General features: G+C 68.2%; 28 protein-coding genes. 12 read left to right on the forward strand and 16 right to left on the reverse strand.

Going from position 1 to position 26,860, the window contains the following annotated elements; genetic code table 11:
• The first annotated feature begins 137 nt into the window (after window positions 1-137).
• Window positions 138-893: an ABC transporter ATP-binding protein gene (locus tag B0F77_RS42065; RefSeq protein ID WP_425435807.1), complete on the forward strand. Its 756-nt coding sequence runs from the start codon at window positions 138-140 to the stop codon at window positions 891-893.
• Window positions 886-3,408, forward strand: a complete 2,523-nt coding sequence (locus B0F77_RS42070; protein ID WP_086668663.1) for an ABC transporter permease — start codon at window positions 886-888, stop codon at window positions 3,406-3,408. Before B0F77_RS42065 ends, B0F77_RS42070 begins: the two co-directional genes overlap by 8 nt.
• Here B0F77_RS42070 and B0F77_RS42075 read toward each other — a convergent pair.
• Window positions 3,399-4,034, reverse strand: coding sequence for a TetR/AcrR family transcriptional regulator (locus tag B0F77_RS42075; RefSeq protein WP_158102978.1), 636 nt, complete (start codon window positions 4,032-4,034; stop codon window positions 3,399-3,401). The genes B0F77_RS42070 and B0F77_RS42075 overlap by 10 nt on opposite strands.
• A gap of 55 nt (window positions 4,035-4,089) precedes the next feature.
• Between B0F77_RS42075 and B0F77_RS42080 the strand changes: the two genes are divergently transcribed.
• Window positions 4,090-4,524 carry a VOC family protein gene (locus tag B0F77_RS42080; protein WP_086668665.1) on the forward strand — a complete coding sequence of 145 codons (435 nt, stop codon included), beginning with the start codon at window positions 4,090-4,092 and terminating at the stop codon, window positions 4,522-4,524.
• A 45-nt stretch (window positions 4,525-4,569) separates the two neighbouring features.
• On the opposite strand, the gene B0F77_RS42085 is transcribed toward B0F77_RS42080, so the two are convergent.
• Window positions 4,570-5,409 carry a dienelactone hydrolase family protein gene (locus B0F77_RS42085; RefSeq protein WP_245849361.1) on the reverse strand — a complete coding sequence of 280 codons (840 nt, stop codon included), beginning with the start codon at window positions 5,407-5,409 and terminating at the stop codon, window positions 4,570-4,572.
• A 243-nt stretch (window positions 5,410-5,652) separates the two neighbouring features.
• Here B0F77_RS42085 and B0F77_RS42090 point away from each other — a divergent pair, with 243 nt between their 5' ends.
• The 3 genes from B0F77_RS42090 to B0F77_RS42100 all read left to right on the forward strand — a co-directional run bounded on the left by B0F77_RS42090 (window position 5,653) and on the right by B0F77_RS42100 (window position 9,008).
• Complete coding sequence (locus B0F77_RS42090; protein ID WP_158102979.1) at window positions 5,653-7,578, forward strand: endo-beta-N-acetylglucosaminidase; 1,926 nt, start codon at window positions 5,653-5,655, stop codon at window positions 7,576-7,578.
• Window positions 7,579-7,713: 135 nt separating this feature from the next.
• Window positions 7,714-8,553, forward strand: a complete 840-nt coding sequence (locus B0F77_RS42095) for a DUF1996 domain-containing protein (protein WP_086668668.1) — start codon at window positions 7,714-7,716, stop codon at window positions 8,551-8,553.
• The gene (locus B0F77_RS42100) at window positions 8,526-9,008 is read left to right on the forward strand and encodes a hypothetical protein (RefSeq protein ID WP_086668669.1); all 483 of its coding nucleotides are present in this window, start codon (window positions 8,526-8,528) and stop codon (window positions 9,006-9,008) included. Before B0F77_RS42095 ends, B0F77_RS42100 begins: the two co-directional genes overlap by 28 nt.
• Before the next feature lie 3 nt (window positions 9,009-9,011).
• Here B0F77_RS42100 and B0F77_RS42105 read toward each other — a convergent pair whose 3' ends face one another.
• From B0F77_RS42105 to B0F77_RS42115, 3 genes are read right to left on the reverse strand one after another with little or no spacing between them, the layout of a single operon-like run.
• Window positions 9,012-9,668 carry a hypothetical protein gene (locus B0F77_RS42105; RefSeq protein WP_086668670.1) on the reverse strand — a complete coding sequence of 219 codons (657 nt, stop codon included), beginning with the start codon at window positions 9,666-9,668 and terminating at the stop codon, window positions 9,012-9,014.
• A complete protein-coding gene (locus B0F77_RS42110) occupies window positions 9,665-10,540 on the reverse strand; it encodes an ATP-binding cassette domain-containing protein (protein WP_086668671.1) in 876 nt (291 codons plus the stop codon). The genes B0F77_RS42105 and B0F77_RS42110 overlap by 4 nt, the downstream gene beginning before the upstream one ends.
• Window positions 10,540-10,905 (reverse strand): GntR family transcriptional regulator, encoded by a 366-nt coding sequence (locus B0F77_RS42115; protein WP_086668672.1) that lies wholly within the window; start codon window positions 10,903-10,905, stop codon window positions 10,540-10,542. Before B0F77_RS42115 ends, B0F77_RS42110 begins: the two co-directional genes overlap by 1 nt.
• Before the next feature lie 64 nt (window positions 10,906-10,969).
• On the opposite strand from B0F77_RS42115, the gene B0F77_RS42120 reads away from it, so the two are divergent.
• Together B0F77_RS42120 and B0F77_RS42125 are read left to right on the forward strand one after the other, a co-directional pair.
• Complete coding sequence (locus tag B0F77_RS42120) at window positions 10,970-11,788, forward strand: DMT family protein (RefSeq protein ID WP_086668673.1); 819 nt, start codon at window positions 10,970-10,972, stop codon at window positions 11,786-11,788.
• Entirely contained in the window at window positions 11,785-12,465 is a 681-nt protein-coding gene (locus tag B0F77_RS42125) for an SDR family oxidoreductase (RefSeq protein ID WP_086668674.1), read from the forward strand. Before B0F77_RS42120 ends, B0F77_RS42125 begins: the two co-directional genes overlap by 4 nt.
• Here B0F77_RS42125 and B0F77_RS42130 read toward each other — a convergent pair.
• From B0F77_RS42130 to B0F77_RS42140, 3 genes are all read right to left on the reverse strand, one after another.
• Window positions 12,455-12,649 (reverse strand): MbtH family protein, encoded by a 195-nt coding sequence (locus tag B0F77_RS42130; RefSeq protein WP_086668675.1) that lies wholly within the window; start codon window positions 12,647-12,649, stop codon window positions 12,455-12,457. The two genes, B0F77_RS42125 and B0F77_RS42130, sit on opposite strands and share 11 nt — an antisense overlap.
• Window positions 12,650-12,662: 13 nt before the next feature.
• On the reverse strand, window positions 12,663-13,922 hold the full coding sequence (locus tag B0F77_RS42135) for a lysine N(6)-hydroxylase/L-ornithine N(5)-oxygenase family protein (RefSeq protein WP_086668676.1): 1,260 nt from the start codon (window positions 13,920-13,922) through the stop codon (window positions 12,663-12,665).
• Window positions 13,923-14,008: 86 nt separating this feature from the next.
• Window positions 14,009-14,671 carry a helix-turn-helix domain-containing protein gene (locus B0F77_RS42140; RefSeq protein ID WP_245849362.1) on the reverse strand — a complete coding sequence of 221 codons (663 nt, stop codon included), beginning with the start codon at window positions 14,669-14,671 and terminating at the stop codon, window positions 14,009-14,011.
• On the opposite strand from B0F77_RS42140, the gene B0F77_RS42145 reads away from it, so the two are divergent.
• A complete protein-coding gene (locus tag B0F77_RS42145; RefSeq protein WP_425435808.1) occupies window positions 14,652-15,029 on the forward strand; it encodes a DUF4345 family protein in 378 nt (125 codons plus the stop codon). The two genes, B0F77_RS42140 and B0F77_RS42145, sit on opposite strands and share 20 nt — an antisense overlap.
• Here the strand turns inward: B0F77_RS42145 and B0F77_RS42150 are convergent.
• The 7 genes from B0F77_RS42150 to B0F77_RS42180 all read right to left on the reverse strand — a co-directional run bounded on the left by B0F77_RS42150 (window position 14,995) and on the right by B0F77_RS42180 (window position 22,754).
• Window positions 14,995-16,344 (reverse strand): GH1 family beta-glucosidase, encoded by a 1,350-nt coding sequence (locus tag B0F77_RS42150; RefSeq protein WP_245849364.1) that lies wholly within the window; start codon window positions 16,342-16,344, stop codon window positions 14,995-14,997. The genes B0F77_RS42145 and B0F77_RS42150 overlap by 35 nt on opposite strands.
• Window positions 16,337-17,293 carry an ABC transporter ATP-binding protein gene (locus B0F77_RS42155; RefSeq protein WP_086668679.1) on the reverse strand — a complete coding sequence of 319 codons (957 nt, stop codon included), beginning with the start codon at window positions 17,291-17,293 and terminating at the stop codon, window positions 16,337-16,339. Before B0F77_RS42155 ends, B0F77_RS42150 begins: the two co-directional genes overlap by 8 nt.
• A complete protein-coding gene (locus tag B0F77_RS42160; RefSeq protein WP_086668680.1) occupies window positions 17,290-18,108 on the reverse strand; it encodes an ABC transporter permease in 819 nt (272 codons plus the stop codon). Before B0F77_RS42160 ends, B0F77_RS42155 begins: the two co-directional genes overlap by 4 nt.
• Window positions 18,109-18,115: 7 nt before the next feature.
• A complete protein-coding gene (locus tag B0F77_RS42165) occupies window positions 18,116-19,096 on the reverse strand; it encodes an ABC transporter permease (protein WP_086668681.1) in 981 nt (326 codons plus the stop codon).
• Window positions 19,093-19,998 carry an ABC transporter ATP-binding protein gene (locus tag B0F77_RS51015; RefSeq protein ID WP_086668682.1) on the reverse strand — a complete coding sequence of 302 codons (906 nt, stop codon included), beginning with the start codon at window positions 19,996-19,998 and terminating at the stop codon, window positions 19,093-19,095. The genes B0F77_RS42165 and B0F77_RS51015 overlap by 4 nt, the downstream gene beginning before the upstream one ends.
• Entirely contained in the window at window positions 19,998-21,641 is a 1,644-nt protein-coding gene (locus tag B0F77_RS42175) for an ABC transporter substrate-binding protein (RefSeq protein WP_086668683.1), read from the reverse strand. Before B0F77_RS42175 ends, B0F77_RS51015 begins: the two co-directional genes overlap by 1 nt.
• 117 nt (window positions 21,642-21,758) lie before the next feature.
• Entirely contained in the window at window positions 21,759-22,754 is a 996-nt protein-coding gene (locus B0F77_RS42180; RefSeq protein ID WP_086668684.1) for a LacI family DNA-binding transcriptional regulator, read from the reverse strand.
• A gap of 264 nt (window positions 22,755-23,018) precedes the next feature.
• Between B0F77_RS42180 and B0F77_RS42185 the strand changes: the two genes are divergently transcribed.
• Window positions 23,019-23,558 carry an MOSC domain-containing protein gene (locus tag B0F77_RS42185; protein WP_211294302.1) on the forward strand — a complete coding sequence of 180 codons (540 nt, stop codon included), beginning with the start codon at window positions 23,019-23,021 and terminating at the stop codon, window positions 23,556-23,558.
• A gap of 64 nt (window positions 23,559-23,622) precedes the next feature.
• On the opposite strand, the gene B0F77_RS42190 is transcribed toward B0F77_RS42185, so the two are convergent.
• Window positions 23,623-24,357 carry an alpha/beta fold hydrolase gene (locus tag B0F77_RS42190; RefSeq protein ID WP_086668759.1) on the reverse strand — a complete coding sequence of 245 codons (735 nt, stop codon included), beginning with the start codon at window positions 24,355-24,357 and terminating at the stop codon, window positions 23,623-23,625.
• A 222-nt stretch (window positions 24,358-24,579) separates the two neighbouring features.
• Between B0F77_RS42190 and B0F77_RS42195 the strand changes: the two genes are divergently transcribed.
• Both B0F77_RS42195 and B0F77_RS42200 read left to right on the forward strand, forming a co-directional pair.
• The gene (locus B0F77_RS42195) at window positions 24,580-25,479 is read left to right on the forward strand and encodes an anti-sigma factor RsbA family regulatory protein (protein WP_086668686.1); all 900 of its coding nucleotides are present in this window, start codon (window positions 24,580-24,582) and stop codon (window positions 25,477-25,479) included.
• A gap of 61 nt (window positions 25,480-25,540) precedes the next feature.
• Entirely contained in the window at window positions 25,541-26,839 is a 1,299-nt protein-coding gene (locus B0F77_RS42200) for a wax ester/triacylglycerol synthase family O-acyltransferase (protein WP_086668687.1), read from the forward strand.
• The last annotated feature ends 21 nt before the right edge of the window (window positions 26,840-26,860 follow it).

Consider the following 26,860-nt stretch of genomic DNA (forward strand, 5'->3'; position numbering starts at 1 on the left):
AGTTCTCTCAGCGTGGCGGCTCGGAGCGGGGGCACCGGGGTTAATCTCAGGGTCTATCTCAGTGAAGAACCTGACCCTTCGGTGTGTCCGTGTCGCCGAAGATGGTGCGCACGATGACCCACAGGAGGGGACTGCAAGTGAGCGCGTCCGATGGAGTCGCGGCCAGAGCCGTTGACGTGTGGAAGTCTTACGGGTCCGGCGATGCCGCCGTGACCGCGCTCGCGGGGGTGAGCGTCGACCTGGAGAAGTCCAGGTTCACCGCGATCATGGGCCCGTCGGGGTCGGGCAAGTCGACGTTGATGCACTGCCTCGCGGGGCTGGACGACGTCACGAGCGGTGAGGTGTGGATCGGTGACACCAAGGTCACCGGGCTGAAGGACCGCGGGCTCACCGAGCTGCGCCGCGACCAGGTCGGCTTCATCTTCCAGCAGTTCAACCTGCTGCCGACGCTGACCGCGGAGGAGAACATCACGCTGCCGCTGGCGATCGGCGGCAAGAAGGTCGACAGGGCGTGGTTCGACGTCGTCGTCGACACGGTGGGTCTGAGGGACAGGCTGACCCACCGGCCGACGCAGCTCTCGGGTGGCCAGCAGCAGCGCGTGGCGTGTGCGCGTGCGTTGGTGTCGCGCCCGGACGTCGTGTTCGCGGACGAGCCGACCGGCAACCTGGACTCGCAGTCCGGTGCCGAGGTGCTCGGGTTCCTGCAGCGGTCCGCCCGCGAGTTCGGGCAGACGGTCGTGATGGTCACGCACGACCCGAACGCCGCTTCGTACGCCGACCGCGTCATCTTCCTCAAGGACGGCCTGATCGTCCGCGAGCTGCTGTCGCCGTCGTCCGAAGAGGTCCTGGAGACCATGAAGCACCTTGACGACGTCGTGGTGCCGCATGTTTAAGGCGACTCTCAAGAGCTTGCTGTCACGCAAGCTCCGCCTGGTGCTGTCCGCGCTCGCGGTGGTGCTGGGCGTGATGTTCGTGTCCGGTTCGTTCGTGCTGACCGACACGCTGCAGCGGTCGTTCACCGACCTGTTCTCGTCGGCTTTCGCCAATGTGGACGTTTCGGTGTCGCCGAAGACGGAGAAGGGCAAGGCGCCGGAACTGCTGACGCCCCAGGCGATCTCCGACGTGAAGTCGGTGCCGGGCGTGGCGTCCGCCGTCGGCGACGTGCAGGGTTCCGCGCGGCCGATCGGCAAGAACGGCAAGGTCATGACCACGTCCGGGTCGCCGCGGTTCGGCTCCAACTGGACGGGCAACGGCCTGGAGAAGATCCGGGACGGCCGCGCGCCGCAGGCCGACGACGAGGTCGTCGTGGGCGGCTATCTCGCGTCGACCGGTGGCTTCAAGGTGGGCGACGAGATCGGGCTGCTCACGCTGGAGCCCAAGAAGACCTTCAAGATCACCGGCATCTACGAGTACGCGGGCGGCCGCGACTCGCTGGGCGGCGAGCTGTCGGTGGCGTTCACCGAGCCGGTCGCACAACAGTTGTTGCTGGGCAAGAAGGACGCCTACTCGTCGATCACCGTGACGGCGGCTCAGGGCACGACGGACGACGCGTTGCGCGACGCCGTCGCGGCCAAGCTCGGTTCCGGTTACGACGTGAAGACCGGTGCCGTGCTGGCGAAGGAACAGGCCGACCAGATCAACGAGGGCCTGAAGTTCTTCAACTACGTGCTGCTCGGGTTCGCCGGCATCGCGTTGTTCGTCGGCATCTTCATCATCCTCAACACGTTCTCCATCATCGTCGCCCAGCGCACCCGTGAGCTCGCGCTGCTGCGGTCGATGGGCGCCTCGCGCGGCCAGGTCATCGGGTCCGTGGTGCTGGAGGCGTTGGTGATCGGCCTGATCGCGTCGATCGTCGGCCTCGGGGCGGGCATCGGCGTCGGGGCGTTGCTGGCCAACATCTTCAGCTCGCTCGGCGGCGGCAACCTGCACCTGGCGGGCATCGGCGTGCCGCTGTCGGCGATCATCTCGTCGTTCGCGGTGGGCATGATCGTCACCGTCGTCGCGGCCGTCCTGCCGGCGCTGCGGGCGTCGCGGATCGCGCCGGTCGCGGCGATGCGGGAGGCGGCGACGCCGGACCGCCCGCTCACGAAGATCACGATCTTCGGCGCCGTCGTCATCGCACTGGGCGGCACGAGCCTCGGCTTCGGGTTCAAGCAGGCGTCGCTGCCGTTGATCTTCGGCGGCATCCTGGTGGCGTTCGTCGGTGTCGCGTTGCTGACGCCGTTGCTGTCCAAGCCGATGGTGTCGCTGATCGGCCGCCTGCTGTCGTGGTCGATGCCAGGCCTGCTGGGCCGCCGCAACTCCGCGCGCAACCCGCGCCGGACCGCGATCACCGCGGCCGCGCTGATGGTCGGCATCTCGCTGATCACCGGCGTGAGCGTGGTGCTGACGTCGGCGACCAAGTCGATCGAGAAGCTCGCCGCCGGGCAGATCCAGACCGACCTGATCATCTCCGGCGAGGGCCAGATGGAGGGTCAGCCGGCGACGTTCAAGCGGGACGTCCTGACGAAGGTCGAGCAGACCGACGGTGTGAGCTCGACGTTCGGCTGGGCGTCCGACGGCGTGCTCTCCGGCGAGGACCAGTTGTTCGCGGTCGGGGTCACCGACGTGCCGGCGATGAAGCAGATGTTCGGCCTCAAGCCGTTCTCCGGTGAGATCGCTCCGCTGCGGGACGACCAGCTGGCGCTGTCCGAGGGCCAGGCCGCGGAGAAGGGCTGGTCGGTCGGCTCCAAGGTGTCGCTGCAGATGGCCAAGGCGAGCGAGCCGAAGACGTTCACCGTCGCGTTCATCTGGGCCAAGACGCAGGTGTTGCAGGGCGCGCTCGTGCTGCCGGAGTCGGCGAGCAAGGACTTCCGCTCCGACCAGATCGGCCAGGCGTTCCTCCAGGTGAAGCAGGGGACGTCGGCCGCGGACGTGCAGAAGCGCATCGAGCCGTTGTTCGCGGACAACCCCGAGATCACCGTGCAGGACCGCAGCGCGTTCGTGAAGCAGACGACCTCGCAGTTCGACACGGTCCTGCTGATGATCCAGATCCTGCTGGCGCTGGCGATCCTGATCGCGGTGCTCGGCGTCATCAACACCCTGGCGCTGTCGGTGATCGAGCGGACCCGTGAGCTCGGTCTGCTGCGGGCCATCGGCATGCGGCGGTCCCAGGTGATGCGGATGATCACCGTCGAGTCGGTGGTGATCTCGGTGTTCGGCGCGGTGCTCGGCCTCGCGGTCGGCGTGGCGCTGGGACTCGCGACCGTGCAGGCGTTGAAGGACCAGGGCATCTCGGAGATCGGGTTCCCCTGGGTCACCATGGTCCAGTACCTGGTGGTGGCCGCGTTCGTCGGTGTGATCGCGGCGATCCTGCCCGCGATCCGGGCGGCCCGGCTGAACGTGCTGGACGCGATCGCCTACGAGTGAGTGCCTCCTACGAGTCGTGTCCAGGTCTCGGCCAGCCACGACTCGTAGGCCTCGACGCTCCACCCCGTGGTCTTGGTGAGCAGCAGGTAGGTCTCGGCCTGACCGAGCACCGCACCGGTCTCCGCGACCCAGTCCACGTTCTCGTTCGGCATCAGGCCATCGGCGGCCAGCTTCCGGAAGAAGCCGCCGATGGCCTGATGCGTCATCTCGCGGCCCGCCTGGGCACGGTCGGCGATCTCGGGTTCGAGCGCCTCCGCCTGCTGTGACACCTTCAGCAACGGCCCGGTGCGCCCCATCAGCTGTCCGCTGATCTCCGCCATCCGCGCGATGCGTTCCGCGGCCGTCGGTGCGTTCATCGCCTTCTGGAACCAGTCCCGGTCCGGCACGGCCACGCGATGATGGTCCCCCGCGATCGCCACGTCGAGGCACCGTTGCAGCAGCACGGCTTTCGAGTCAAACCGGACGTACACCGTGCGAGCCCCCACACTGGCCCGCTTGGCGACGTCGGCGAGCGTCGTGGCGACGTAGCCGCGTTCGATGAACAGCTCGGTCGCCGCCTCGATGATCCGGACCTCGGTGTCCGCCCGGCGCGCCGCCCGCAAATCCCTGTTGACGTCCTCTGTCACATGTTGCAGTCTAACTGCATAAATGCAGTCTCACTGCAACCAAGGGGTAACGATCATGAGCGCACCGCTGCTGGACGGCATCCACCACCTGAAGCTGCCCGTGTCCGACCTGGACAAGTCCCTGGACTGGTACACGACGAACCTCGGCTACGAGCTGATGGTGAACTTCGTCGAGCAGGGTGTGCGGATGGGGGTGTCCCTGGATCACGCCCGCGGCGGACCGCCGCTCGCGCTGCGGCTCGACCCCGATCGGGCGGCCGCGTCGGCGGGGTTCGACTACTTCTCCATCGGCGTGCCGGGCCAGGAGGCCATCGAGGCACTCGCGGCGCATCTCACCGAGCGCGGTGTCGAGCACGACGGCGTCATCAGGACGCCGGTCGGCTGGGTGCTGGTCGGGGTGCACGATCCGGACGGGCACGAGGTCCGCTTCTACACGGTCCCGCTGGAACTGCCGGAGGGCTTGCCCCGCCCGTTCACCAGAGAGTCGTAGGTGCTGTGCCAGGCCGTCGCGAGCAGGCACAGCACCCGTCAACGGTCAGGCGTGCGGACAGGTGTCGCGATACTCCGAGATGAGCGTGTTCGGCGCCGGGGCAGGACACAGGAACTGGTCGTAACGCAGGTCGTCGTCGACGAACCTCTTGAGCCACGACAACGTGTACTTGCGGACCGTCACGTTGTCACTGCGGGGCGTCGAGTGGTCGCCGCCGCGCAGTTCGAGGAACGCCTTGTCGGGTGCCGCCGTGATCGAGTTGTAGAACGGCACCGAGTGCTGTGCGTCGGGGGCGGTGGGGTCGTTCTGGCCACCGAGCAGCATGGTGGGCACCTTGACGCCCGGCCAGCTCTTGGTGGTGTGCCAGCCGGCCATCGGAATCGAGGCCTGCAGGGCGGGACGTGTCGCGGCGGCGCGCAACGCTCCGCCACCGCCCATCGAGTGGCCCATCACGGCGAGGCGCGAGGCGTCGACGCTGGGGCTGGTGCGGACCACGTAGTCGAGGGCCGCGAGCAGCTGGCGGCCCCGGCTGTCCGGGTCGTCCCAGCCGGACAGGGTGTTGATGGTGATCACCACGAACCCGTAGGACGCCAGCCGCGGACCGAAGTGCGCGACGGACGACTGCGTGGCGGTGAAGCCCGGTGAGATGGCGACAGCGCCGAACGTGAGATCACTGGTCGGGGTGTAGACCGTGCCGCCGCCGAAGTCCGACTGACGGGCGACGGTGGCCTGCGTCACGGCGAAGGTGCCGCGCGAGGCCTCGACAGATGCGGCCGTGGGTGCCGGGCCGCGTTCGTAGGGGTTGGCCGCCGCGGTGGCGACGGCGGGGGTGGTGGCCGGGATCAGCGCCAGAACTAGCGCCGCAAGCACAGGTTTGATGCGCACGACGATGTACACCTCAATTGGTTGCAGGGGAACCAAAAGCGACGGCGAGAGTCACGCTACCGCCCAGTAGCCCCGCGAGGGTTCGGCCACTCGGATGGTTGCCTGGACGTTTCGACGCCGTTCGACAGAAAGTCATCGCCCTGGCGCCGGTTACCCAACGCAGCCGACCGGGACGTTGTCGTCCGGTTCAGTCACCGCAGCGGCGGTATGCGGCCAATCAGACGGCGCACGAAGGTGATCGACGTGCCCACTCGGAGACAGTTCCTCGTTCTGAGCTCGACCGCGGCTCTCACCAGTCTGCTGTCCGAGACTCCCGCGTCCGCTGAGGCGATCGCCCAGCCGTACGCGTCCTACTGGCATCCGGCCACGATCCTCGACTGGGACCCGTCGACGGACCGGGACGCCCGGTACAACCGCGGCACCGTGCCGCTGGCGAAGCGGGTCGTCCCGGCCAGACCGGCCAACGCGCACGCCCACGCCGGCGAGGCGCGGGTGCAGGCGCTGGTGGCGTACGCGCCGACGAGCAACAACCCGGCGCAGGGCTCGCTCGACATGAACTACTACGCCACGAACTACTGGCAGTACATCGACGAACTGGTGTTCTGGGGCGGTTCCGCGTCCGAGGGCCTGATCCTCGCGCCGAACCCGACCGTCACCGACGCCGCGCACCGCAACGGTGTGCGCGTGATCGGCAACGTCTTCCTCCCGCCCACCGCGTACGGCGGCCAGATCCAGTGGGTCCGCGACTTCGTCAAGCGGGAGGGCGACAGGTTCCCCGTGGCGGACAAGATGATCCAGGTCGCGCGCCACTACGGGTTCGACGGCTGGTTCCTCAACCAGGAGACCGCCGGCGGCAACACCCAGCTCGCCGCCGACATGCGCGACTTCATCGTCTACCTGCGCAGGAGCGGGCTGCGGGTCATCTGGTACGACGCCATGACCGACTCCGGCAGCGTGTCGTGGCAGAACGCCCTGACCGCGCGGAACCAGATGTTCTTCGCGCAGTCCGACGAGATGTTCCTCAACTTCTGGTGGAGCACGCAGGGTCTGGCGAACTCGGCCGCACTCGCGAAACAGATGGGTCGCAGCCCGTACGACCTGGCGTCCGGTGTGGACGTCGAGGCGAACGGCTACAACACCAGCGTCGGCTGGGCCTCGGTGTTCCCCGAGGGCAAGCCGCACACGACCTCGCTCGGCTTCTACCGTCCGGAGTGGACGTTCAAGTCCGCGTCGAGCCCGGCCGACTTCTACGCCAGGGACAACAGGTTCTGGGTGGGCCCCAACGGTGACCCGGCGAACACCACGACGACGGCGAACTGGAAGGGCGTCGCGCACTACGTCACCGAGCTCACGCCCATCACCTCGCTGCCGTTCGTGACGAACTTCAACACCGGCCACGGCAGGAAGTTCGCGGTCAACGGCATCCTGCGGTCGTCCCAGGCGTGGAACAACCTGTCGTTGCAGGACGTGCTGCCGACCTGGCGGTGGAGCGTCACCGGCACGGGCACGAAGGTGACCCCGTCGCTCGACTGGGACGACCCGTACGACGGCGGCACCGCGCTCAAGATCACCGGCACTCCCCTGTCCTCCAACGACGTCAAGCTGTTCGCGACGTCGCTGAAGCTGACCGGCGACAGCCAGTTCGAGATCGTGCACCGCACCGGCACCGGTCCGTCACGGCTGCAGGCGGTGCTGCGGTTCGGGGCGGTGGAGAAGGTTCTCGACCTCGGCGGGGTGTCCGGGGCGTGGCGGCGCAGCGTGTTCCCGCTCGGCGAGCACTCCGGGTCGACCCTCACCGAGATCTCGCTGCGGGTGCTGCCCGGTGCCGCGATCACCGCGCTGATCGGCCGGATCGGTGTCACGAACCCGGTCCTGACGCCACCGGCGGCACCGTCGAACGTCCAGGTGGAGCAGGTGAGCCGCACCAACGCCACGACGGTGTCGGCACGGCTCACCTGGACGCGCTCGCCCGGCGCGGTCCGGCAGTACCGGGTCCACAAGTGGACCGGGACCGAACGGATCTTCCTCGGCGGCACGGCGAACGACGCGTACTTCGTGCCCGCGATCCCGCTGGCGGCCGGGGAGACCGCGCAGATCGAGATCGAGGCGGTCACCGAGGCGTTCGACGTCTCACCGCCCGCGAAGGTCTCTCTCACTGGAACACCCTGACGTGGTCGGGCACCATGTCCAGAAAACCGGGACTTCTGAACGTTTCTTGCGGATTGACGACCTGTTGCGGCCTGCGCCATGCTCGAATCTGCGTGAGAGCGCTCTCCCAATCCTGCTGCGGAGAGGAAAGCTTCAATGAGGAAGCCTGTTCTGCACTTAGCCGCCATCGTTGGACTGATAGCCGCCGCACTGAGCATTCCGGTTGCGGCGCAAGGAGAACCGGTACGGGTCGCCGAGTTCCTCGCGGAGTGTCCCATCAGCCACCGCCTGCCGGACGACCCGATCGTCCTGCCGAACCTGGCCGGTGCCTCGCACTCGCACGACTTCTTCGGCAACCACTCGACGACCGCGCGCTCGACCACCCCGCAGTCCCTGGAAGGACAGACCGGCAACTGCAACCCGGTCGCGGACATCTCGTCGTACTGGGTGCCGACCATGTACCGGGACAACACCGCGATCGCCCCGAGCGGGGTCACCTTCTACTACCTGGGCGAGGGCGTGAACAACCCGGCGGCGATCCAGCCGACGCCGTACGGGCTCAAGATCGTGGCCGGCAACGCCAAGGCCACCGGCGACAACGACAGCATCGCGCGCTGGTCGTGCCTGCACGCCGGGCACGTCAACCCGTCCAAGAACTTCGTGGAGTGCCCGGCGGGCACGATGCTGGAGACCTACCTGGACTTCCCGCAGTGCTGGGACGGCCGCAACCTCGACTCGGCCGACCACAAGTCGCACATGTCCTACCCCGTGGCCGGCGGATGCCCGTCCTCGCACCCGGTTCCCGTGCCGAAGCTGAGGATGGTCCTGCGGTATCCGGTCAACGGCAGCACGGCCGGGCTGCGCCTGGCGTCGGGCACCGGACAGACGATGCACGGTGACTTCTTCAACGTGTGGCCGCGCGCCGAGATGGAACGCCGCGTCCGCAACTGCATCAACGTGGTGATGAAATGCGATCACGCCGGCAACCACGGCTGATCGCGGTCCTGCTGGCAGGCCTTCTCGCGGCCTGCCAGCAGGAACCCCCACCTCCCCCGCCTGTCACGTCCGCCGCGAGTGGTTACGGCGCAACGGAACGCGCGTTCGTCGAGCTGGCGATCGCGACCGACGAACAGGCGTTGAAACTGGTCGAGCTCGACGGAAACAGTTCACTGGTCGAGAACCGCAGGACCGAGCTCACCGCGTTGCGGAAACTGCTCGACGCGCCGTACGTGAACAACCACGCGGGCCACGACATGCCGGGCATGCCGACGGATGCCGAGATCGAGCTCGCGTCGACCAGCCCGGACGCGCTCAGGCAGTTCGTGCACGCGCACCTCACCGAGTCGCTGGAGGTTCTGCGTTCGGCCGGTGCCGCGATCACCCACCCGCCGACCGCCGACGTGGTCAGGCTGATGGAACGCCACCGCGCCGCCGAACTCGGCGCCGGGTGACCGTCACGTCCGCACGCGAACCGGCATGGTCCGCGCGACCGCCCACGTGACGGCCATGGTGACCATCCACGCGAACAGCGACACCACGTGCCAGCCGTTGCCGAGCCATTCCGGGGCGTCCCGGAAGAAAGGCAGGTCGTCGGTGCCGGGCATGGTGACCCCCGGCACGGCCACCAACGCCAGACCGACGGGCAGGGTGAAGACCCCGGCATAACCCCACCGGTCGAACGCCGCGGTCACGAACATGCCGACCCCGCACCACACCGCGAACATCAGCACGTACCCGAGCGGCGATCCGTGCGGCGTGGTCCGCCAGCCCATCAGGTCGTAGACGACGTCCTCGACGAGGAACCCGAGCCACACCAGCAACGACATCGCGAGGGCGAAGACCGCGCTGAAACCGGTCGCCGCGCCGAGGAACTCACGGCGCGTGCGACCGTGCGCGATCGCGATCGGCAACATGTTGTGGATGGTGTACACCCCCACCCAGAGCACGAACCAGCGTGCGATCTGCACGGTGACGAGCATCCACCCGCTGAACGCGATGTGGCCGAGCCTCGAGATCACGAACGAGACGGCGAGCGTCAGCAGGAAGACGCAGGCGGCCACGATCGCCCCGTACGTCACCAGCGTCACGGTCAGGTGCCGGAAGATCTTCACAGCTTGTCTCCGACCGGTTCGGTGAGGTGGACGAACAGGTCCTGCAACGCGATCGGCCCGAGCTCCAGCCCGAGCTGACGCGCCCGGACCAGCCGCGAGTCGTCGAGAGCGCCGTAGACCATCGCGGACTTGGTGCGTCCCAGCGACTTCTCGCCAAACACGGTCAGCCCGAGGGTGAACTCGTCGACGTCCGAGGCGTTTCCGGTGACCTCCGTGCCGCGCGCCCGCAGCACGTCGACTTCTTCTTGCAGCACAAGGCGTCCGCGGTCGATGATCACGACCTCCTCCAGCAACGAGGCGAGCTCCTCGATGAGGTGGGTCGAGATGATGATCGTGCGCGGGTGGGCCATGAAGTCGTTGAGCAGCGCGTCGTAGAACGCGTACCGGGTGGGCGTGTCCATCCCGAGGTGCGACTCGTCGAGCATCGTCAGCGGCGACCGGCTGGCGAGCCCGACGACCACGCCCAGAGCGGATCGCTGCCCCAGCGACAACGCGCCCACCTTGCTCTTGAACGAAATCCCGAACAGGTCGGTCAGCTTGAGCGCGTAGTCGTTGTCCCAGGTGTCCCGCCACGCTGCCCCGCACTCGAGGACGTGCGACACCTTGTCGCCCTTGTCCGCGGCGTCGGCCGTGTGGCGCACCAGGCACACCTGGCGCATCGCGGCGGCGTTCTCGAAGACCGGCGCGCCGTCGAGCAGCACCGAGCCGATCGGCTTGCGATAGCCGGCCAGCGCGGACATCAGGCTGGTCTTGCCGGACCCGTTGCGGCCGAGCAGCCCGTAGACCTTGTTGCCGGACAACGCGAAGCTCATGTCGTCGACAGCGGTCACGTCCCCGTACCGCACCGTCAGGCCCTGCACCTCGACACGCATCACACGTCCCCCTTGTCGTGCTGCTCGATGCGGCGGATGACCTCCGCGAGCGGAATGCCGATGGCGCGCGCCTCCGCGACCATCGGGTCCACGACCTCGCCGAAGAACGTCTCCCTGCCCTGCGCCCGCAGCATGTCGCGAGCCTGCGTGCTCACGAACATCCCGATCCCCCTCTTCTTGTAGAGCACCTGCTCGTCCACGAGCTGCGCGAAGGCCTTCGCCGCCGTCGCCGGGTTGATCCGGTAGTACGCGGCGTACTGGTTGGTCGACATGACCTGCTCGTCCGCCTTCAACGCTCCGCTGAGCACATCCGCCTTGATCCGGTCGGCGATCTGGCGGTAGATCGGGCTCCGGTCGTCGAACATCGCTACTTCCTTGGTTCATTACTCATGTAATGAACCATAGCAGTGGAGAGGTAGCATTGACCACGTGGTCGGGATCGCGATTCTGTGCGCGGCGCTCGCCGCCGCGTGCAGCGCACTCGGCGCGATGTGGCAACACGCCGGCATCCGGGAACTGCCCGATCTGAAGCTGACCTCGGCCCACCGCCTGCTGTCGTCCCGCCGCTGGGTCTACGGCTTCCTGATCCTCGTCGCCTGCGCGATCCTGCAGATCATCGCCCTGGCGCTGGCCCCGGTCTCGGTGGTCGCACCCTTGAACGCACTCGCCATCCCGATCATCGCCGTGGCCAAGGCGCGCCGCGTGACCAGCCTCCTGGCGATCGCGGTACTGGTCGCCACCGCCGGAATCGTCGTCTTCGTGTCCATCACCGCGGGCGAGGCCGTACCGACCGACGTCTCACCGAAAGTGGCTCTCCAAGCGGGCCAACTGGTCGTCGCGGGCGTCCTGGTCTGCACGGTGGCGGCGACGTTCACCACCGGCGCGGTCCGCTCACTGGCATTGGCGGTGGGCGCCGGCATCCTCTACGGCCTGGTGGCCGTCCTCGTCCGAGACGTCACCACAGCCCTGCCCGTGATCGAGTGGGTGTCCCTGATCGGCCTGGTCACCGCGTTCCTCACCGGCGCCTGGTTCATCCAGCTCGGCTACGCCGCGGGCCCACCCGACCTGGTCGTGGCGGGCCAGACCGTCGTCAACCCGATCGTCGCCGCCTGGATCGGCATCAAACTCCTCGGCGAGGGCACCGGCATGAGCGGCCTGAACCAGGCCGGCCTGATCATCAGCGCGATCGCCGCGGTCTCCGGCACCGTCGTGCTCGCCTACTACCACCGTCTGAGGGTGGGGGCATGACCTTCGTAGTCACCGGCGGCACCGGCGCCCTCGGCAAACACGTGGTAGCCGCACTCCCCGGTGCCAAGCCGGTTTCCCGCTCGACCGGCACAGACCTGTTGCGCGGCACCGGCTTGAGCGCGCTGCGCGCGGACGTGATCGTGCACTGCGCAACGTCGTTCCGGCACGAGGTCGCCATGACCCGCGCGGTGCTGGCCGCCCGACCCGCGTACCTGGTCTACATCTCGATCGTCGGCTGCGACAAGGTCCCGCTCCCGTACTACAAGCAGAAGCACGCCGCCGAACGGTTGATCGCGGATTCCGGTGTGCCGTACACGATCCTGCGCGCCACCCAGTTCCACTCGTTGCTGCGCAGGATGTTCGACAACCTCTCGAAGCTGCCGCTGATGCCCGTCCCCGGCTTCGCGTTCCAGCCGATCGACGAAGCCGAGGTGGCCCTGGAACTGGCGACCCTGGCCCAGTCGGCACCTTCTGGCACCGCCCCGGAACTGGGCGGCCCAGAAATCCAGGAAGCCACCACCTTCGCCCGGACCTACCTGACCGCAACGGGAAAGGCCCGCAAACTCCTCACCCTGAAGGTCCCGGGAGCCACCTACCGCGCCTACCGCGCGGGCGGGAACCTGACCCCCACCCGCGCAGTAGGCCACCGAACCTTCGCGGACTACCTCAACGGATAGACGCCGGACGCAGGTCCGTCCAGTTCTCCTCCACGTAAGCCAGGCAGGCCTCGCGGCTCTCCTCGCCGAACACCTTGCTCCACCCGGCGGGCACCTCCGCGAAGGTCGGCCACAGCGAGTGCTGCTGTTCCCCGTTGACCAGCACGAAGAAGCGGCCCTGCGGGTCCTCGAACGGGTTGGTCATGACAATCCCTTCCTCACCACTGCTTGACTGCCTGAAGCGCCGGCACCGGCTCGGCCCCCACCACCGGCCGCCGCAGGATCGACTCGAGAATCTCCCCCACCCGCACCGCCGTGTTCGACAACAGCGACGACGTGATGCCGTGCGTGTGCTCGGTGCCGCCCTGCAGGTAGATCCCGCCCGGGACGTCCTTGCTCGTGACCACGCGGTAGTCCCGCGTGACCTTCAACCGCCCGCGCTCGTCCCGCTCACACGCGTCCGCCACCTCACCGAGCAACCCCACCGGATTCGCCGGCCGATACCCGGTCGCGTACACGATCACATCGGCATCCACCGGCAGCTGCCCACCATCGGCCAGCGACTCGATCACGCACTTGCCGTCCGGGTTCACCTCCGTGAGCCGCGAGGTGTTGTGCAGCGACAAGCGCTGCCGCCCCACCACCTTCTCCCGGTAGACCCGCCGGTACAGCTCCTCGATCAGGTCCTGGTCCACCACCCCGTAGTTCGTGTTGGCGTGGTAACCCATCAGCTTCCGCTTGACGTCCTCCGGTGCGGCGTAAAAATCATCCACCGCCGCGGGATCGAAGATCCGGTTCGCGAACGGGCTGTCGTCAGCCGGGCTGTACCCGTACCGCGCGAAGACCCCGTGCACCTCGGCCTCGGGGAACCGGTCGTGGAAGAACGCCACCGCCTCCGCCGCGCTCTGCCCTGCCCCCACCACCACGACGTGCCGCGGGTCCCGCAACCCCTCGACCCTCGTCAGCAGGTCCTTGTTGTGCCAGATCCGCTCGCCCGCCTCGATCCCCTCCGGCAGGTTCGCCTCCAGCCCGGTGGCCAGCACCAGGTTGCGAGCCCGGACCGACTCCTCCCCCGCCACGATCTCGAACCCGTCACCATCAGCCCTGACCTGACTGACCGGCACCCCGTACGACACGTGGTGGGCAACCCGCTCGGCAGCCCACTCGAAGTAGTCGTGGAACTCCTTGCGCAGCGGGAACAGGTTCTTGTGGTTGACGAAGTCGATCAACCGCCCGCGGTCCCGCAAATAGCACAGGAAGCTGAACGTGCTGGTCGGGTTGCGCAGCGTGACAAGATCCTTGAGGAACGACACCTGCATGGTCGCGTCCTCGAGCAACATCCCCCGATGCCACCCGAACCGCGCCTGCCTCTCGAAGAACCGCGCCCGGACGGGCAGCGCGTGCTCCTCCACCGCGATCGCGAGAGCGAGGTTGGACGGCCCGAAGCCGATTCCGGCCAGGTCTAACACCGGTTCCATCGCGATCCTCTCCAGGCACTCCCAGGCAGCGTAAAGTAACCCTAACTTAACTAAGGCATACCTTAGCTAGTGCTTTCGGACGTGATCTACACCGCTGGAGCGCCGTTCGACTCGTCGTCGAGCACGACCACACGAGCGTCCTGGGCGAGCAACGCGCTCGCGGTCAGCCCGAACATGTCGTGGAAGGTGTCGCTGAAGTGGCTGGGCGAGGCGAACCCCGCCGCGGCGGACGCGGTGGTCAGGTCCGCGCCTTCGCCCACCGCCGCCGCGACCCGCAGCATCCGCGCCCACAGCCGGTAGCGGCGGAACGTCGTGCCCGCGTTGGCCGAGAAGAGGTGCAGGAACCGCGACGTCGACAGGTTGATCTCGGCCGCGACCTGCGGCGCACTGAGGCCGGGGTCGGCCAGCAGAGTGGTGAGCGCGAAGCGGATCCGGTCGTCCGTGAGGCCGGGGTCCAGGTAGCGGAACAGCATGCGGCCGCCCTCCGAGACGACCTGGTGCCGGGTCCGCGCCGGGACGAGGGCGCTGCGGACCCGTCGTTCACCGGTGGCCGTGCGCAGCGTGAACGGGCCGTCGACACCCAGCACGAAGCAGTGCACGGCGCCGGAATGCGGGTCCAGCTGGAGCGAAGGCCCCAGGTAGGCGGCCTGGCCCGGCCAGAGCCAGATCGTCGCCCGTGCCCGCGCGCAGCACGTTTCCGGAAGCGGTGCCTGGTCCACCCCGCCGATGATGTCACGCGTGCAAACCACGATCATCGTCCTCGCCGGGGTGTTCTTCCTCGGCATGGGCGGGTACGCGCTCGCCGCCCCCGCCGCGCTCGCCAGGCCGTTCCGCATCGTCGTGGACGCGCCGGAGAGCCGGTCGGAGATCCGTGCGGTCTACGGCGGCTTCGGCATCGCGATCGCCGCCGTGCTGACCGCGGCCGCGTTCGACGTCGGCGGCATTCGCACGGGCGCGGTCGTCACGGTCGCGGCGGCGCTGGCCGGCATGGCTCTCGGGCGGCTGCTGTCGCGGCTCGGTGACTCGGGCACCGCGTTCTACCCGGTCTGGTTCTACTTCTGGGTCGAGGCCGTCACGGCCGCGCTGTTGTTCCTCGCGACCCGGTGATCAGGTCCCGGTACCACCGCCCGCTCTGCTTGACCGTCCGCACCTGGGTCTCGTAGTCGACCCGCACGATCCCGAACCGCTTGGCGTACCCGTACCCCCACTCGAAGTTGTCCATCAGGGACCAGGCGAGATACCCGCGCACATCCGCCCCGTCCCGGACCGCGGCGGCCACCGCCGAGATGTGCGCCGCCAGGTACTCGACCCGGTCGGCATCAGCGACGTACCCGTCCGACACGTCCAGGTCGTCGAACGCCGCCCCGTTCTCGGTGATCACCATCGGCACCCCGTAGTCCTGCTGCAACCGCACCAGCAACGAGGTGAGCCCCTCAGGCACGATCTCCCACCCCATGGCGGTGACCGGCGCTCCCTGCGACACGACCTCGGGCACGGCCGGGTCGTCAGCCGCCTTCAGAACATGCGACGTGTAGTAGTTCACCCCCAGCACGTCCAACGGCGCGGAGATGATCTCCAAATCACCGGGCTGAACCGGAATCGACGCCCCACGAGCAGCGATGTCGGCGAGAACGTCCTCCGGATATCGCCCGTGCACCAACGGATCCAGGTAGATCCGCGTGCCCAGCCCGTCAGCCCGCCGAGCCGCGTCCACATCACGAGGATCATCGGAAGCAGGTGTGTGGACCCCCATGTTCAAGGTGATCCCCGACGATCCCGCCCCACGCGACCGCAGTTCCCGAACAGCGAGCCCGTGCCCCAGCAACAGGTGGTGCACGGCCCGCATCGCCTCGTCGAAGTCCCGGCGACCAGGAGCATGCCGCCCGGTGTCGTACCCGAGCATCGCCGAGCACCACGGCTCGTTCAGCGTCGTCCAGGTGGGCACCCGGTCACCCAGCGCGTCGTGCACCAGCCCCGCGTACTCGGCGAACCGGTGGGCGGTGTCGCGGTGCGGCCACCCGCCCGCGTCCTCCAGCTCCTGCGGCAGGTCCCAGTGGTAGAGCGTCAACCACGGATCAACCCCCTGCTCCAGCAGCTCGTCGACGAGCCGGGAGTAGAAGTCGATCCCCTTGGGGTTCACCGGCCCGCGCCCACCCGGCTGCACCCGCGGCCACGACACGGAGAAGCGGTACTTGTCCACGCCCAGGCTCGCGATCAACGCGACGTCCGCGGGCATGCGGTGGTAGTGATCGCAGGCCACGTCGCCGTTCTCACCGTTCGCGACGGCACCAGGACGGCGGGCGAACGTGTCCCAGATGGACGGAGTCCTGCCGTCCTCGTCGTGCGCGCCCTCGATCTGGTACGCCGAAGTGGCGACACCCCAGAAGAAGTCGGCCGGCAGCCCGGCGGTCACCTCAGACACGCACACCCTCCAACCAGCACGCCACGAGACGACGCTCCTCGATCGGCTCCAGCGACGGCATCCGCTCCCCGCAGACGTCCATCGCCGACGGACAGCGCGGGTGGAACGGGCACCCGGACGGCATGGACCGCAGGTCAGGAGGCGAGCCGGGGATGCCGCGCAGCTCCCGGCGAGGCCCGCGCAACGCCGGGAACGACGACAACAGGCCCTGGCTGTACGGGTGCTTGGCCGCGCGGTAGATCTCGGCGGCCGGAGCCTCCTCCACCACCCGCCCGCCGTACATGATCGCGATCCGGTCGGAGAACTCGACCAGCAACGAGATGTCGTGCGTGATGAAGATGACGGAGAACCCGAGAGTCTCGCGCAGCCTCATCATCTGCCCGAGGATCTGCCGCTGCACCACCACATCCAGCGCGGTGGTCGGCTCGTCCATGATCACGATCTCGGGTTCCAGCGCCAGCGCCATCGCGATCATCACCCGCTGCCGCATGCCACCGGACAGCTGGTGCGGGTACGCCGACAACCGGTCGACCGGAATCCCCACCAGCGACAACAGCTCGCGGCCGCGCGCCGTCCGCTCGGCACGGGTCATCGAAGGCCGGTGCGTGCGCAGCACGTCGTCGATCTGCGTGCCGACCGAGATCACCGGGTTCAGGGCGTTCATCGCGCCCTGGAACACGATCGCGATCTCGTTCCACCGCAACACCCGCAGCTGCTTCTCCGAAAGACCCAGCAGATCCTGCCCCTTGAACAGCACCTCCCCGGACGGCACCCGTCCTGGCGTCTGCAGCAACCGAGTCGCCGCATAGGCCAAAGTGGACTTCCCGCTGCCGCTCTCCCCGGCCAGCCCGAGTACTTCCCCGGCACCAAGGGACAGCGAAACGTTGTGCACGGCTCGCAACGAACCGTAGTCCACCGAGAGATCGCGGATCTCCAGCACCGGGCTCATGCGCGCACCTTCCGCAGCCGGGGATTCGCGTACTCGTCGATCCCGAAGTTGATCAAAGCAAGTGCGGTGCCCAGCAAGGCGATGCACAGCCCGGCGGGGACGAACCACCACCACGCGCCCTGGCCGAGCGCCTGGTTGCTCTGCGCCCAGAACAGGATCGTGCCCCAGTTCCAGGTCGACAGCGACACGACGCCGACGAACGACAGGGTGATCTGCAGCATGACGGCGAAGATCACCGTGCCGACGAACCCGGACGCGATCACCGCCATCAGGTTCGGCAGCACCTCGAACACGATGATGCGCCAGGTCGACTCACCGGACGCCCGCGCGGCCTCCACGAAGTCGCGGCGGCGCAACGACATCGTTTGCGCGCGCAGCACCCGAGCGCCCCACGCCCACGCGGTCAGCGAGATCACCGCAGCGATCAGCACGGTGTCCGCGGACGGCAGCATCGAGGCCACGATGATGATCAGCGGCAGCGCCGGGATCACCAGGAAGACGTTGGACAGCATCGACAACGCCTCGTCGGCCGCGCCGCCCAGGAACCCGGCGGTCACTCCGACCACAATGGACAACACCGTCGCGAGCACGCCGCAGACCAGCCCGACGATCATCACTCCCCTGGTGCCGACGAGCACCTGGGAGAAGATGTCCTGCCCGGTCATGGTCGTGCCGAACCAGTGCGCGCCCGAGGGCGGCGACAGCAGGTCGTCGCCCATCGCGGACGGGTCGTACGGTGCGATCCAGTCGCCGATCACCGCGATCAGCGCGAAGAAGGCCAGGATGCCCAGGCCCAACCGAGTCTTGAAGTTCATCGCGGCTTCACCCCTCCCGCCGGGTGCGCGGGTCGAGCAGCAGGTAGCCGACGTCCGCGAGCAGGTTCGCCACCAGCACCGCCAGTGTGATCACCAGGAACACGCCCTGCATCAACGGGTAGTCCTTCGCGCCGATGCCCTGGAACAGCACGTAGCCCAGGCCGGGATAGGAGAACACCATCTCCACCAGCAGCGCGCCGCCGACGATGAAGCCCAGCGACAGCGCGAAACCGGAGATCGACGGCAGCACGGCGTTGCGCGCGGCGTAGGCGAACATGATCCGCCGCTGCGACAGGCCCTTGGCCCGTGCGACCAGCACGTAGTCCTCGGCCGCGACGGTCACCATCATGTTGCGCATGCCCAGGATCCAGCCGGCCACCGAGCTCACCACGATCGTGATGCCGGGCAGCACGGCGTGCTCCAGGACGCTGCCGACGAACTCACCGGACCACTCCGGCACCAGCCCGGCCGCGTACCCGCCGGACGCCGGGAACAGCGGCCACGTCACGGAGAACACCGAGATCGCGATCAGCCCGAGCCAGAAGTACGGGATCGACGACAGGAACGTGGTCACCGGGATCAGCGAGTCCAGCCACGAACCGCGCTTCCACCCCGCGTAGACGCCCATCAGGGTGCCCAGCAGGAACGCGATGACCGTGGTGACGCCGACCAGTCCGAGGGTCCACGGCAACGACTGCGACAGCACGTCGGCGACCGGGGTCGGGAAGAACGTGAACGACAGCCCGAGGTCACCGCGCAGCAGCGAACCCCAGTAGTCGACGTACTGTTCCCAGATCGACTTCTTGTCGTCCAGCCCGAACAGGATGTACAGCGAGGCCATCGCATCGCTGTTCAGCCGGCCGCCGAGCTTGGTGATCATCGCCTGCACCGGGTCGCCCGGCAGCAGGCGCGGCAGCAGGAAGTTCGCCGTGATCGCCGCCCACAACGTGACCAGGTAGAACAGTGCTCGGCGCACCAGGAACGTCATGCCGCCGCCTCCACGTACAACCAGCACGCCGCCCAGTGCCCGGAGGAGTCGACCTCGGTGCGCGGGGGCGCCTCGGTCCAGCACCGCTGCTGCACCTTCGGGCAGCGCGGCGCGAACTGGCAGCCGGTGGACACCGCCGCGACCTCCTCCAGCGGGGCGTCCAGCGCGACCACCGACCGTTCCGGATCGGGTGCGGACTCGATCAGCAGCTGCGTGTACGGGTGCGCCGGCCGCTGCGTCACGGACTCGCTGTCGCCGCCCTCGACGATCTGCCCGCCGTACATCACGAACGTCTCGTCCGCGAAGTAGCGCGCCGACGCGATGTCGTGCGTGATGTAGAGGACCGCGAGCTTGAGCCGTTCCTTCAGGTCCAGCAACAGGTTCAGCACGCCGAGCCGGATGGAGACGTCCAACATGGACACCGGCTCGTCGGCCAGCAGCACCTCGGGGTGTGCCGCCAGCGCTCGCGCGATCGCCACGCGCTGCCGCTGCCCGCCCGACAGCTCGTACGGGAACCGCGAGGCGAAGTCGGCGGGCAGGTTCACCCGTTCCAACAGCTCCTCCACCGTCTCCTGCCGTTGATGGATCTTCAGCGGCCGGGTCAGGTGGTAGCGGATCGTGTGGATCGGGTTGAGCGATGCGAAGGGGTCCTGGAACACCATCTGGACCTTGCGCCGGTACTCCCGGACCCTGCGCACCTTCTCGCCGTCCAGCAGGATCTCGCCGGAGGTGGGTGTCACCAGCCGCGCCAGCAGCTTCGCCACCGTCGACTTGCCCGAACCGGATTCACCGACGAGGGCGGTCACGCGCCCGCGGCGCAGGACGATGGAGACGTCCTGCACCGCGCGCACGCGCTTGTAGGTCTTGACCAGACCCTTTGCTTCCAGCGCAACCTCGTTCATCAGCTACCCGCGGGCTTCAGCTTCATGACGATCTGCAGGGCGTTCGGCAGGGTCGCCTGCGGCGGACCGTACGGGTCCTCGTCGGACGGCCAGCCGACCCAGCTCTTCGTGCTGTACTCAGCACCGATCGGGCCCGCCGAGGTCGGGATCATCGGCACCTGCTCCACCATGATCTTCTGCAGCACCGCGAGGCTCTTCGCCCGCGTCGCGTCGTCCGCCGCGTTCGCGTACTCGGCCAGCGCCGCGGTCGCCTCGGGGCTGTTGTAACGGCCGAAGTTCACCGCCGCGGTCTGCCCGACCGGCTTGATCTCCGCGCCGTCCATGATGTTCTGGTACATCTCGTACGGCGTCGCGCCGGTGTTGGTCCAGCGCAACGAGCCCTGGAACGCGCCGTTCGCGAAGTCGGTCGTCCACGCGTCCGCGGTCTGCGTGCGCACGGTCGCCTCGATGCCGATCTTCTTCAGGTCGCTCTTGATGATGTCGAGCACCGTCAGGTAGTCGGACCAGCCGGACGGGTTGGTCAGCTCGATCGTCACCGGCTTGCCACCGGGCGCCTTGAGCACCCCACCGTCCACGGTGAACCCCGCGGCGGTCAGCTTCTGCTTGGCCTTGTCGACGTCGACCTTGAACCGCGCGTCCTTGTACTCGGGTGCGAGGAACGAGTCACCGGCGGGCAACGGCATGCCGGTGGGCGACTCGAGCTTCGGGAACAGGCGGGCCTCACCGCGGACGAAGATCGTCTCGCGGTCGATCACGTCGCTCATCGCCGCGCGCAGGGCCGGGTTGTCGAACGGCGCGACCGTGGTGTTGAGCCACAGGCCGTGGATGCCGAGCCCCGCGGGGAACCACAGCTTGTGGTTCGCGGGGTCCTTGTCGACGTAGAGCTTCTGGTAGTCCGGGATGAAGACGTACGACCACTGGCTCGCGCCCGACGCCAGCGCGGTGGTCTGCGCCGTGTTGTCGTTGTACGAGGTGTACTGGATCTCCGGCACCTTGGGCAGTTCCTGCCAGTACTCGGTGCGCCGCGCGATCGTGACGGTCTGCGAGGTGAACGACTTCAGCTGGTACGGACCCGTGCCGACGGGGTTCGGGTTCGTGTAGGTCGTCGGGTCCGGGACGGTGCTCCAGACGTGCTGCGGAACCACCATCGCGCTGATGACCTTGTTGCGGTTCACGAACTGCGGCGAGGCGAACGTGACCTCGACCTTGCCGTCCGGCGTCGCCGTCGCGGTCTCGACCTTGAGCGAGTCGCGGTTGTTGAGCGCCGGCCACTTCTTCAGGATCTCGTACGAGAAGGCGACGTCAGCGGCCGTGAGCGGCTTGCCGTCGGACCACTTCACGTTCTCCCGGATCGTGAAGGTGACCTTCTTGTAGTTGTCCGTCCAGTCCCACTTCGTCGCGAGCCACGGCACCGGTTCCTGGGCCGGGCGCGTGTTGTTCACGAACGCCAGCGGCTCGTAGATCTGGTAGCGGTAGCCGAGCGAACCCGCCGCCGACGTGGGCAGGAACGGGTTGTGGTTCTCGGTCAGCGGCCCGTTGGGCATGCCCACGGTCAACACTCCGGAGGCCTTGGTAGCACCGCCGGAGGAGCAACCGGTCGCCGCGAGCGCCAGTGCCAGCGCGACGATGATTGTTCTGCGCATGGGGGAATCTCCCGATACGACGATGCATGAGAGCGCTCTCTCATGCGTACGGCGAACTCCGCCAGGCCGCGTGCGAAAGCCTGGCGGGTTCGTTTCAGTTGTGGTGGAGCGGGTGGGTCAGGGCGCGGATTCGCGCACGATCAACGAGGTGGGCAGCACCAGCGGGTGGTCGGGCATCGGCTGCCCCTCGAGCGTGGAGAGCAGCATCCGCGCGGCGGCGGCACCCATCTCCTGGCCGGGCTGGCGGATCGTCGTCAGCCGCGGTTCGGTGTGGTTCGCGACCGGGACGTCGTCGAAGCCGACCACGGACACGTCCTCGGGGACGGACCGGCCGGCCTCGCGCAGCGCCCGCAGCACGCCGACCGCCGAGAGGTCGTTGTGCGCGAACACGGCGTCGAACGGGACACCGCTCGCGATGAGCTTGTCGACGGCGACCTCACCACCCTCGGTGGTGAAGTCGCCGTCGACGATGAGGTCCGGGTGCAGCGTCAGGCCCGCTTCCGCCAAAGCGAGCCGGAACCCGTCCAGCCTCGCCTGAGTGCACCCGAAGTGCGGAGGTCCGGTGACGACGGCGAACCTGCGGCGACCAGCCGCGACGAGGTGCCTCGCGACGTCCGCGCCTCCCTGCCGGTTCGTCGTCGTCACCGAAGGGAACTCCGGGTGCGAGCCGCGATCGTCGATCATGACGACCGGCAGTCCCGCCCGGTAGAGCGTGGAGATGTAGTGCAGGGTGTCCGGCGGCTCGACCACGAGCAGGCCGTCGAAGGCGTTGGCGGACACGTGGTTCGCGAACTGGTTCAGCGACTCCGGCCCGCGGTTGATCGTGTAGAGCAGCAGCCCGTACCCGTCGGCTTCGAGCGTGTCGACGATGCCCTGCAGGACCTCGCCCATCCACGGCCAGGTGAGCGACGGCGCGAGCATGCCGACCGTGCGAGTGCGCCCCCGTGCCAGGCCGACCGCACGTGCGCTGGGCACGTACCCGATCTCGTCGATGACCTTGCGCACGCGCTGCGCGGTGGAGGCGTCCACGTCCGGCTTACCGTTCAGCACACGTGACACGGTCGCTTTGGACACCTGGGCGCGTTGGGCGACCTCTGCGATCGTGACACGCATGCCGAACTTCCTTCCGCCGCCTCTGAAACCGGTTTCGGTACCGGTTCCGACGAGGTGTGACGGAGTCAACAGCCTGACGTGAGCATTAGTCAAGACTCTTACCCGAAGTTCGTGGGAGCGTTTCCACGGCTGATCACATCACCGCAGGTGAGACCGGATCACATGGCTGTGATCGGGAAATCTTGATCGAGCCCGCGTTTCCGGTATCACTGCTCCGAACGGAGCACTGAAACGCTCCCCAGGTGATCGTGCACAATCATGGGCATGGGGGTTGTCACGGCAGTAAGCCGCAGCGAGGAGTACACGTTCACCAAGCCCGCCCGTTCGAGCATCACCCTGCTCGCGGGACTGGGCGTCGAGGGCGACGTCCACCAGGGCGTCACCGTGAAGCACCGGTCCCGGGTCGCACAGGACCCGACGCAGCCGAACCTGCGGCAGGTGCACCTGATGCACGCCGAGCTGTTCGACGAGTTGCGGGACAAGGGTCACGCGGTCGAGCCGGGTGAGATCGGCGAGAACGTCACGACGCGCGGAATCGACCTGCTCGGCCTGCCCACCGGGACGTTGCTGCACCTCGGGCCCGAGGCCGTGGTCGAGGTGACCGGCCTGCGCAATCCGTGCGTGCAGATCGACGCGTTCTCGAAGGGGCTGCTCAAGGAGGTCGTGGGCAAGGGCGCCGACGGCGAGCTGATCCGGCGCGCGGGCATCATGTCCGTGGTGCTGGTGGGCGGGGTCGTGCGCCCCGGCGACGAGATCCGGGTGGAACTGCCGGCCGAGCCGCACCGCCCGCTGGAGAAGGTCTAACCATGAACGGCGCTTTTGTGGACCTGTGGTCCACAAAAGCGCCGTTCATGGCCAGCGCCAGCGGTTAGTTGCCGAAGTGGTCGTCGAGGATCACCGAGATCGTTCTCGGCGCCTCGACGACCGCCAGGTGCGCCGCGTCCCCGACGATGTAGAGCTCCGAGTCCGGCAGGTCGTCCGCGATGTGCCGCGCGCACTCCGGTGGCGTCGAGTGGTCCTGCGCCGCCGCGACCACCACGGTCGGCACGTCGATCTTCTCCAGGTCCGGCCGCAGGTCCATGTCCCGAATCGCTTCAGCACAGGCGATGTACGACGCGACGTCGACGTTCAGCAACTCGGCGCGGAACCGGGCCACGACCGCGGGCGAGAACGCCGGCGTGAACCAGCGGGACACCACCGCGTCCGCGATCGCCGGCATCCCCCGCGAGCGCAACGCGCTGATCCGTTCGTCCCAACCGGACTTGTCCGGATACCAGGCCGTGGTGCAGACCAGTGCCAGCCGGGAGACCCGGTCGGTGTGCGCGGCGAGCCACATGCCCACCATGCCGCCGAGGGACACACCGCAGTAGTGCACCTGGCGCAGTCCCAAGTGGTCCAACAGCTCCACGACGTCCGTGGCCAGCGCCTCGATCGTGCACGTGCCGGGAACCGGCGCGCTGGAACCGTGACCTCGGTGGTCGAAGCGCAGGAGCCGGAACGGGAGCGAGAAGTCGCGCCACAGGTCGGTGCTCGTGCCGAGCGCGTTCCCGAGCACCAGCACCGGTGCGTCTTCCGGTCCGGTCAGCGTGTGATGCGGGATCACCGGGGTCACCTCCCTGCTCCGACGGTTGCGAGTCTGCAGGGAGTTTTCCCAGGCCGCACCCCGAATCCACATCGGACGGCACCGGTCGGGCTCGGCCGTAAGCGTGATGAGACGCGGACAGCTTCACGTTCTTTGACAACCACCGGCCTGGCCCCCGCCGTAACGCCGTTACGGGGAGCAGAATGAGGGCTTGCCTCCGCCACCGACCTCACCGGGAAGCCGATGAACTCCGTTGCTCCGTTCGCGCACGAGGCCCTGTTCTACCGGGACGAGGACGACTTCCTCTCCGGTACGACCAGATTCGTGGCGGACGGTGTGCACAGAGGCGAGCCCGTGCTGGTCGCTGTGCCGGAGCCGAGCATCGCTCTGCTGCGCGGACGCCTGGGCGGGCAGGCGGACCAGGTGCACTTCATCGACATGACCGAGGCCGGCCGCAATCCCGGCCGGATCATCCCCGGCGTGCTGATGGCGTTCAGCGCGAGCGCCCCGCAGAGCCGGGTGCGCATGGTGGGCGAGCCGGTGTGGCCAGGACGCACCGAACTCGAGTATCCGGCGTGCGTGCAGCACGAGGCGTTGATCAACACGGCGTTCGAGGGGCGCAGCGGCACCTTGATGTGCACCTACAACGCCGGCTCGCTGCCGGACCACGTGCTGGAGGACGCCCGGCGCACGCACCCGGTCGTGATCGACGGCGCCAAACGGATCGCGAGCGAGTGGTACACCGACCCGGCCGGCCTGGCCGACATCTACAACGTGCCGTTGCCACCGCCACCGGCGACGGCCGAGGAGCACAACTTCTCCGTCGGCACGCTCGCGCACATGCGCAAGCTCGTGTCGGCGTACGCGTCGTGGCTGCGCCGTCAGCAGGTCGAGGATCTGGTGCTCGCGGTCAACGAGCTCGCGACGAACAGCATTCTGCACGCGTCGGGCCGCGGGGTGCTGCGCATGTGGCGTGAGGGCGACACCGCCGTGTGTGAAGTGAGCGACTCGGGCAGGGGGTTTCCGCCGTCGTTCACCGGCCTGTCCGGCTTCGGAATCGTGATGGTGAACCTGTTGTGTGACCTGGTTCGCACCCACACGAGTCACAGCGGTACCACCGTTCGAGTGTACTTGGGCCGGTAGAGAGTCAGCGCCATCTCATAGAAATGCGTTCGACACGCGAACCTGGTTGCCTGACACACCTATGACAGACCACCTCTCCCCCCTCGACATCGCCTTCCTCGCCATGGAGGGCAACAGCAATCCGTTGCACCTCGGCGCGGTCGCGACCTTCGCACCCTCCACTCCGGTGCATCCGGCTCGCATCGCCGCCGTGCTGTGCGAACGGGCGCAGGAGATTCCGCGCCTGCGCCAGCGCGCCCGCACGTCGTTGCTGGGTGGCGCGCGCTGGGTGGAGGATCCCGGCTTCGCGCCGGAGGATCACGTCTTCACGCACCACGTGCGCGGCCGGGAACGGTTCGCCACCTTGGTCTCCCACCTCATGGCGCAGCCGCTGGACCTCGCGCGCCCGCCGTGGGAGCTGCACGTCGTCACCGGCCTCGCGGGAGGCCGGTTCGCCGTCGTCGCCAAGCTGCACCACTCGCTGTGCGACGGCATGAAGGCCGTTGGCCTGGGGATTCAGCTGTTCGACCCGTCGCGGCTGTCCATTCCGGACGTTCCGCCCCAGCCGGAGAGGTCGATCATCCCGTCGATCCCGTCGCTGCGCGGGATCAAGGACACCCTCGACATCGCCTCGTCGGTGCTGCTGAACACCCGCCCGCCGACGTTGAACTCGCCGGTGCTCACCTCGTCGACCCGGCCGCGCCGCGTGGTGATGTCCAGGCTGGATCTCGCGGACGTGCACCGAATCCGGCGCGCACACGGCGGCACGGTGAACGACGTGCTGCTCGCGCTCGTCACGGGTGCGTTGCGGCACTGGCTGTCCGCGCACGGCAGCGCCGGACCGTCGTCGGTCGTCCGCGCCCTGATCCCGGTTAACCAGCGCTCACGCTCCGGTGACGCGGCGTCGGGCAACCAGATCTCGGGGTTCCTGGTGGCGCTGCCCGTGGGCGAGCCGGATCCGGTGGACCGACTGCGCGACATCCGCCAGCAGATGGAGTCGGCGAAGGCGGCCGGACCCGACCGCGGCGCGGGCGCGTTGCCCCGCCTGGCGGACAAGGTGCCGCCACTCGTGCACCGCCTGGCCGCGCCGGTGGCCTCCCGCTGTGCCCCGTTGCTGTTCGACACGCTGGTCACGTCGGTGCCGCTGCCGTCCGTGCCGCTGTCCCTCGACGGCGCCGCGCTGTGCGAGATGTACCCGGTGGCCCCGGTCGCGCCCGGCCACGCGGTGGGCGTCGCGCTGTCGGTGTACCGGTCGTCCGTGCACGTCTGCCTGAACACGAACCAGTCGTGGATGTCCGACGCGCAGTGGCTCGACGGCGTGCTGCGGCGCGAGGTGGCGTCCCTTCAGGACGCGCGCGAGCTGGTGGGTTTGCCGAGGTAGAGCCCCGGGAAAACCTGGCGG

Source organism: Lentzea kentuckyensis, assembly GCF_002150765.1.
Taxonomy (GTDB): domain Bacteria; phylum Actinomycetota; class Actinomycetes; order Mycobacteriales; family Pseudonocardiaceae; genus Lentzea; species Lentzea kentuckyensis.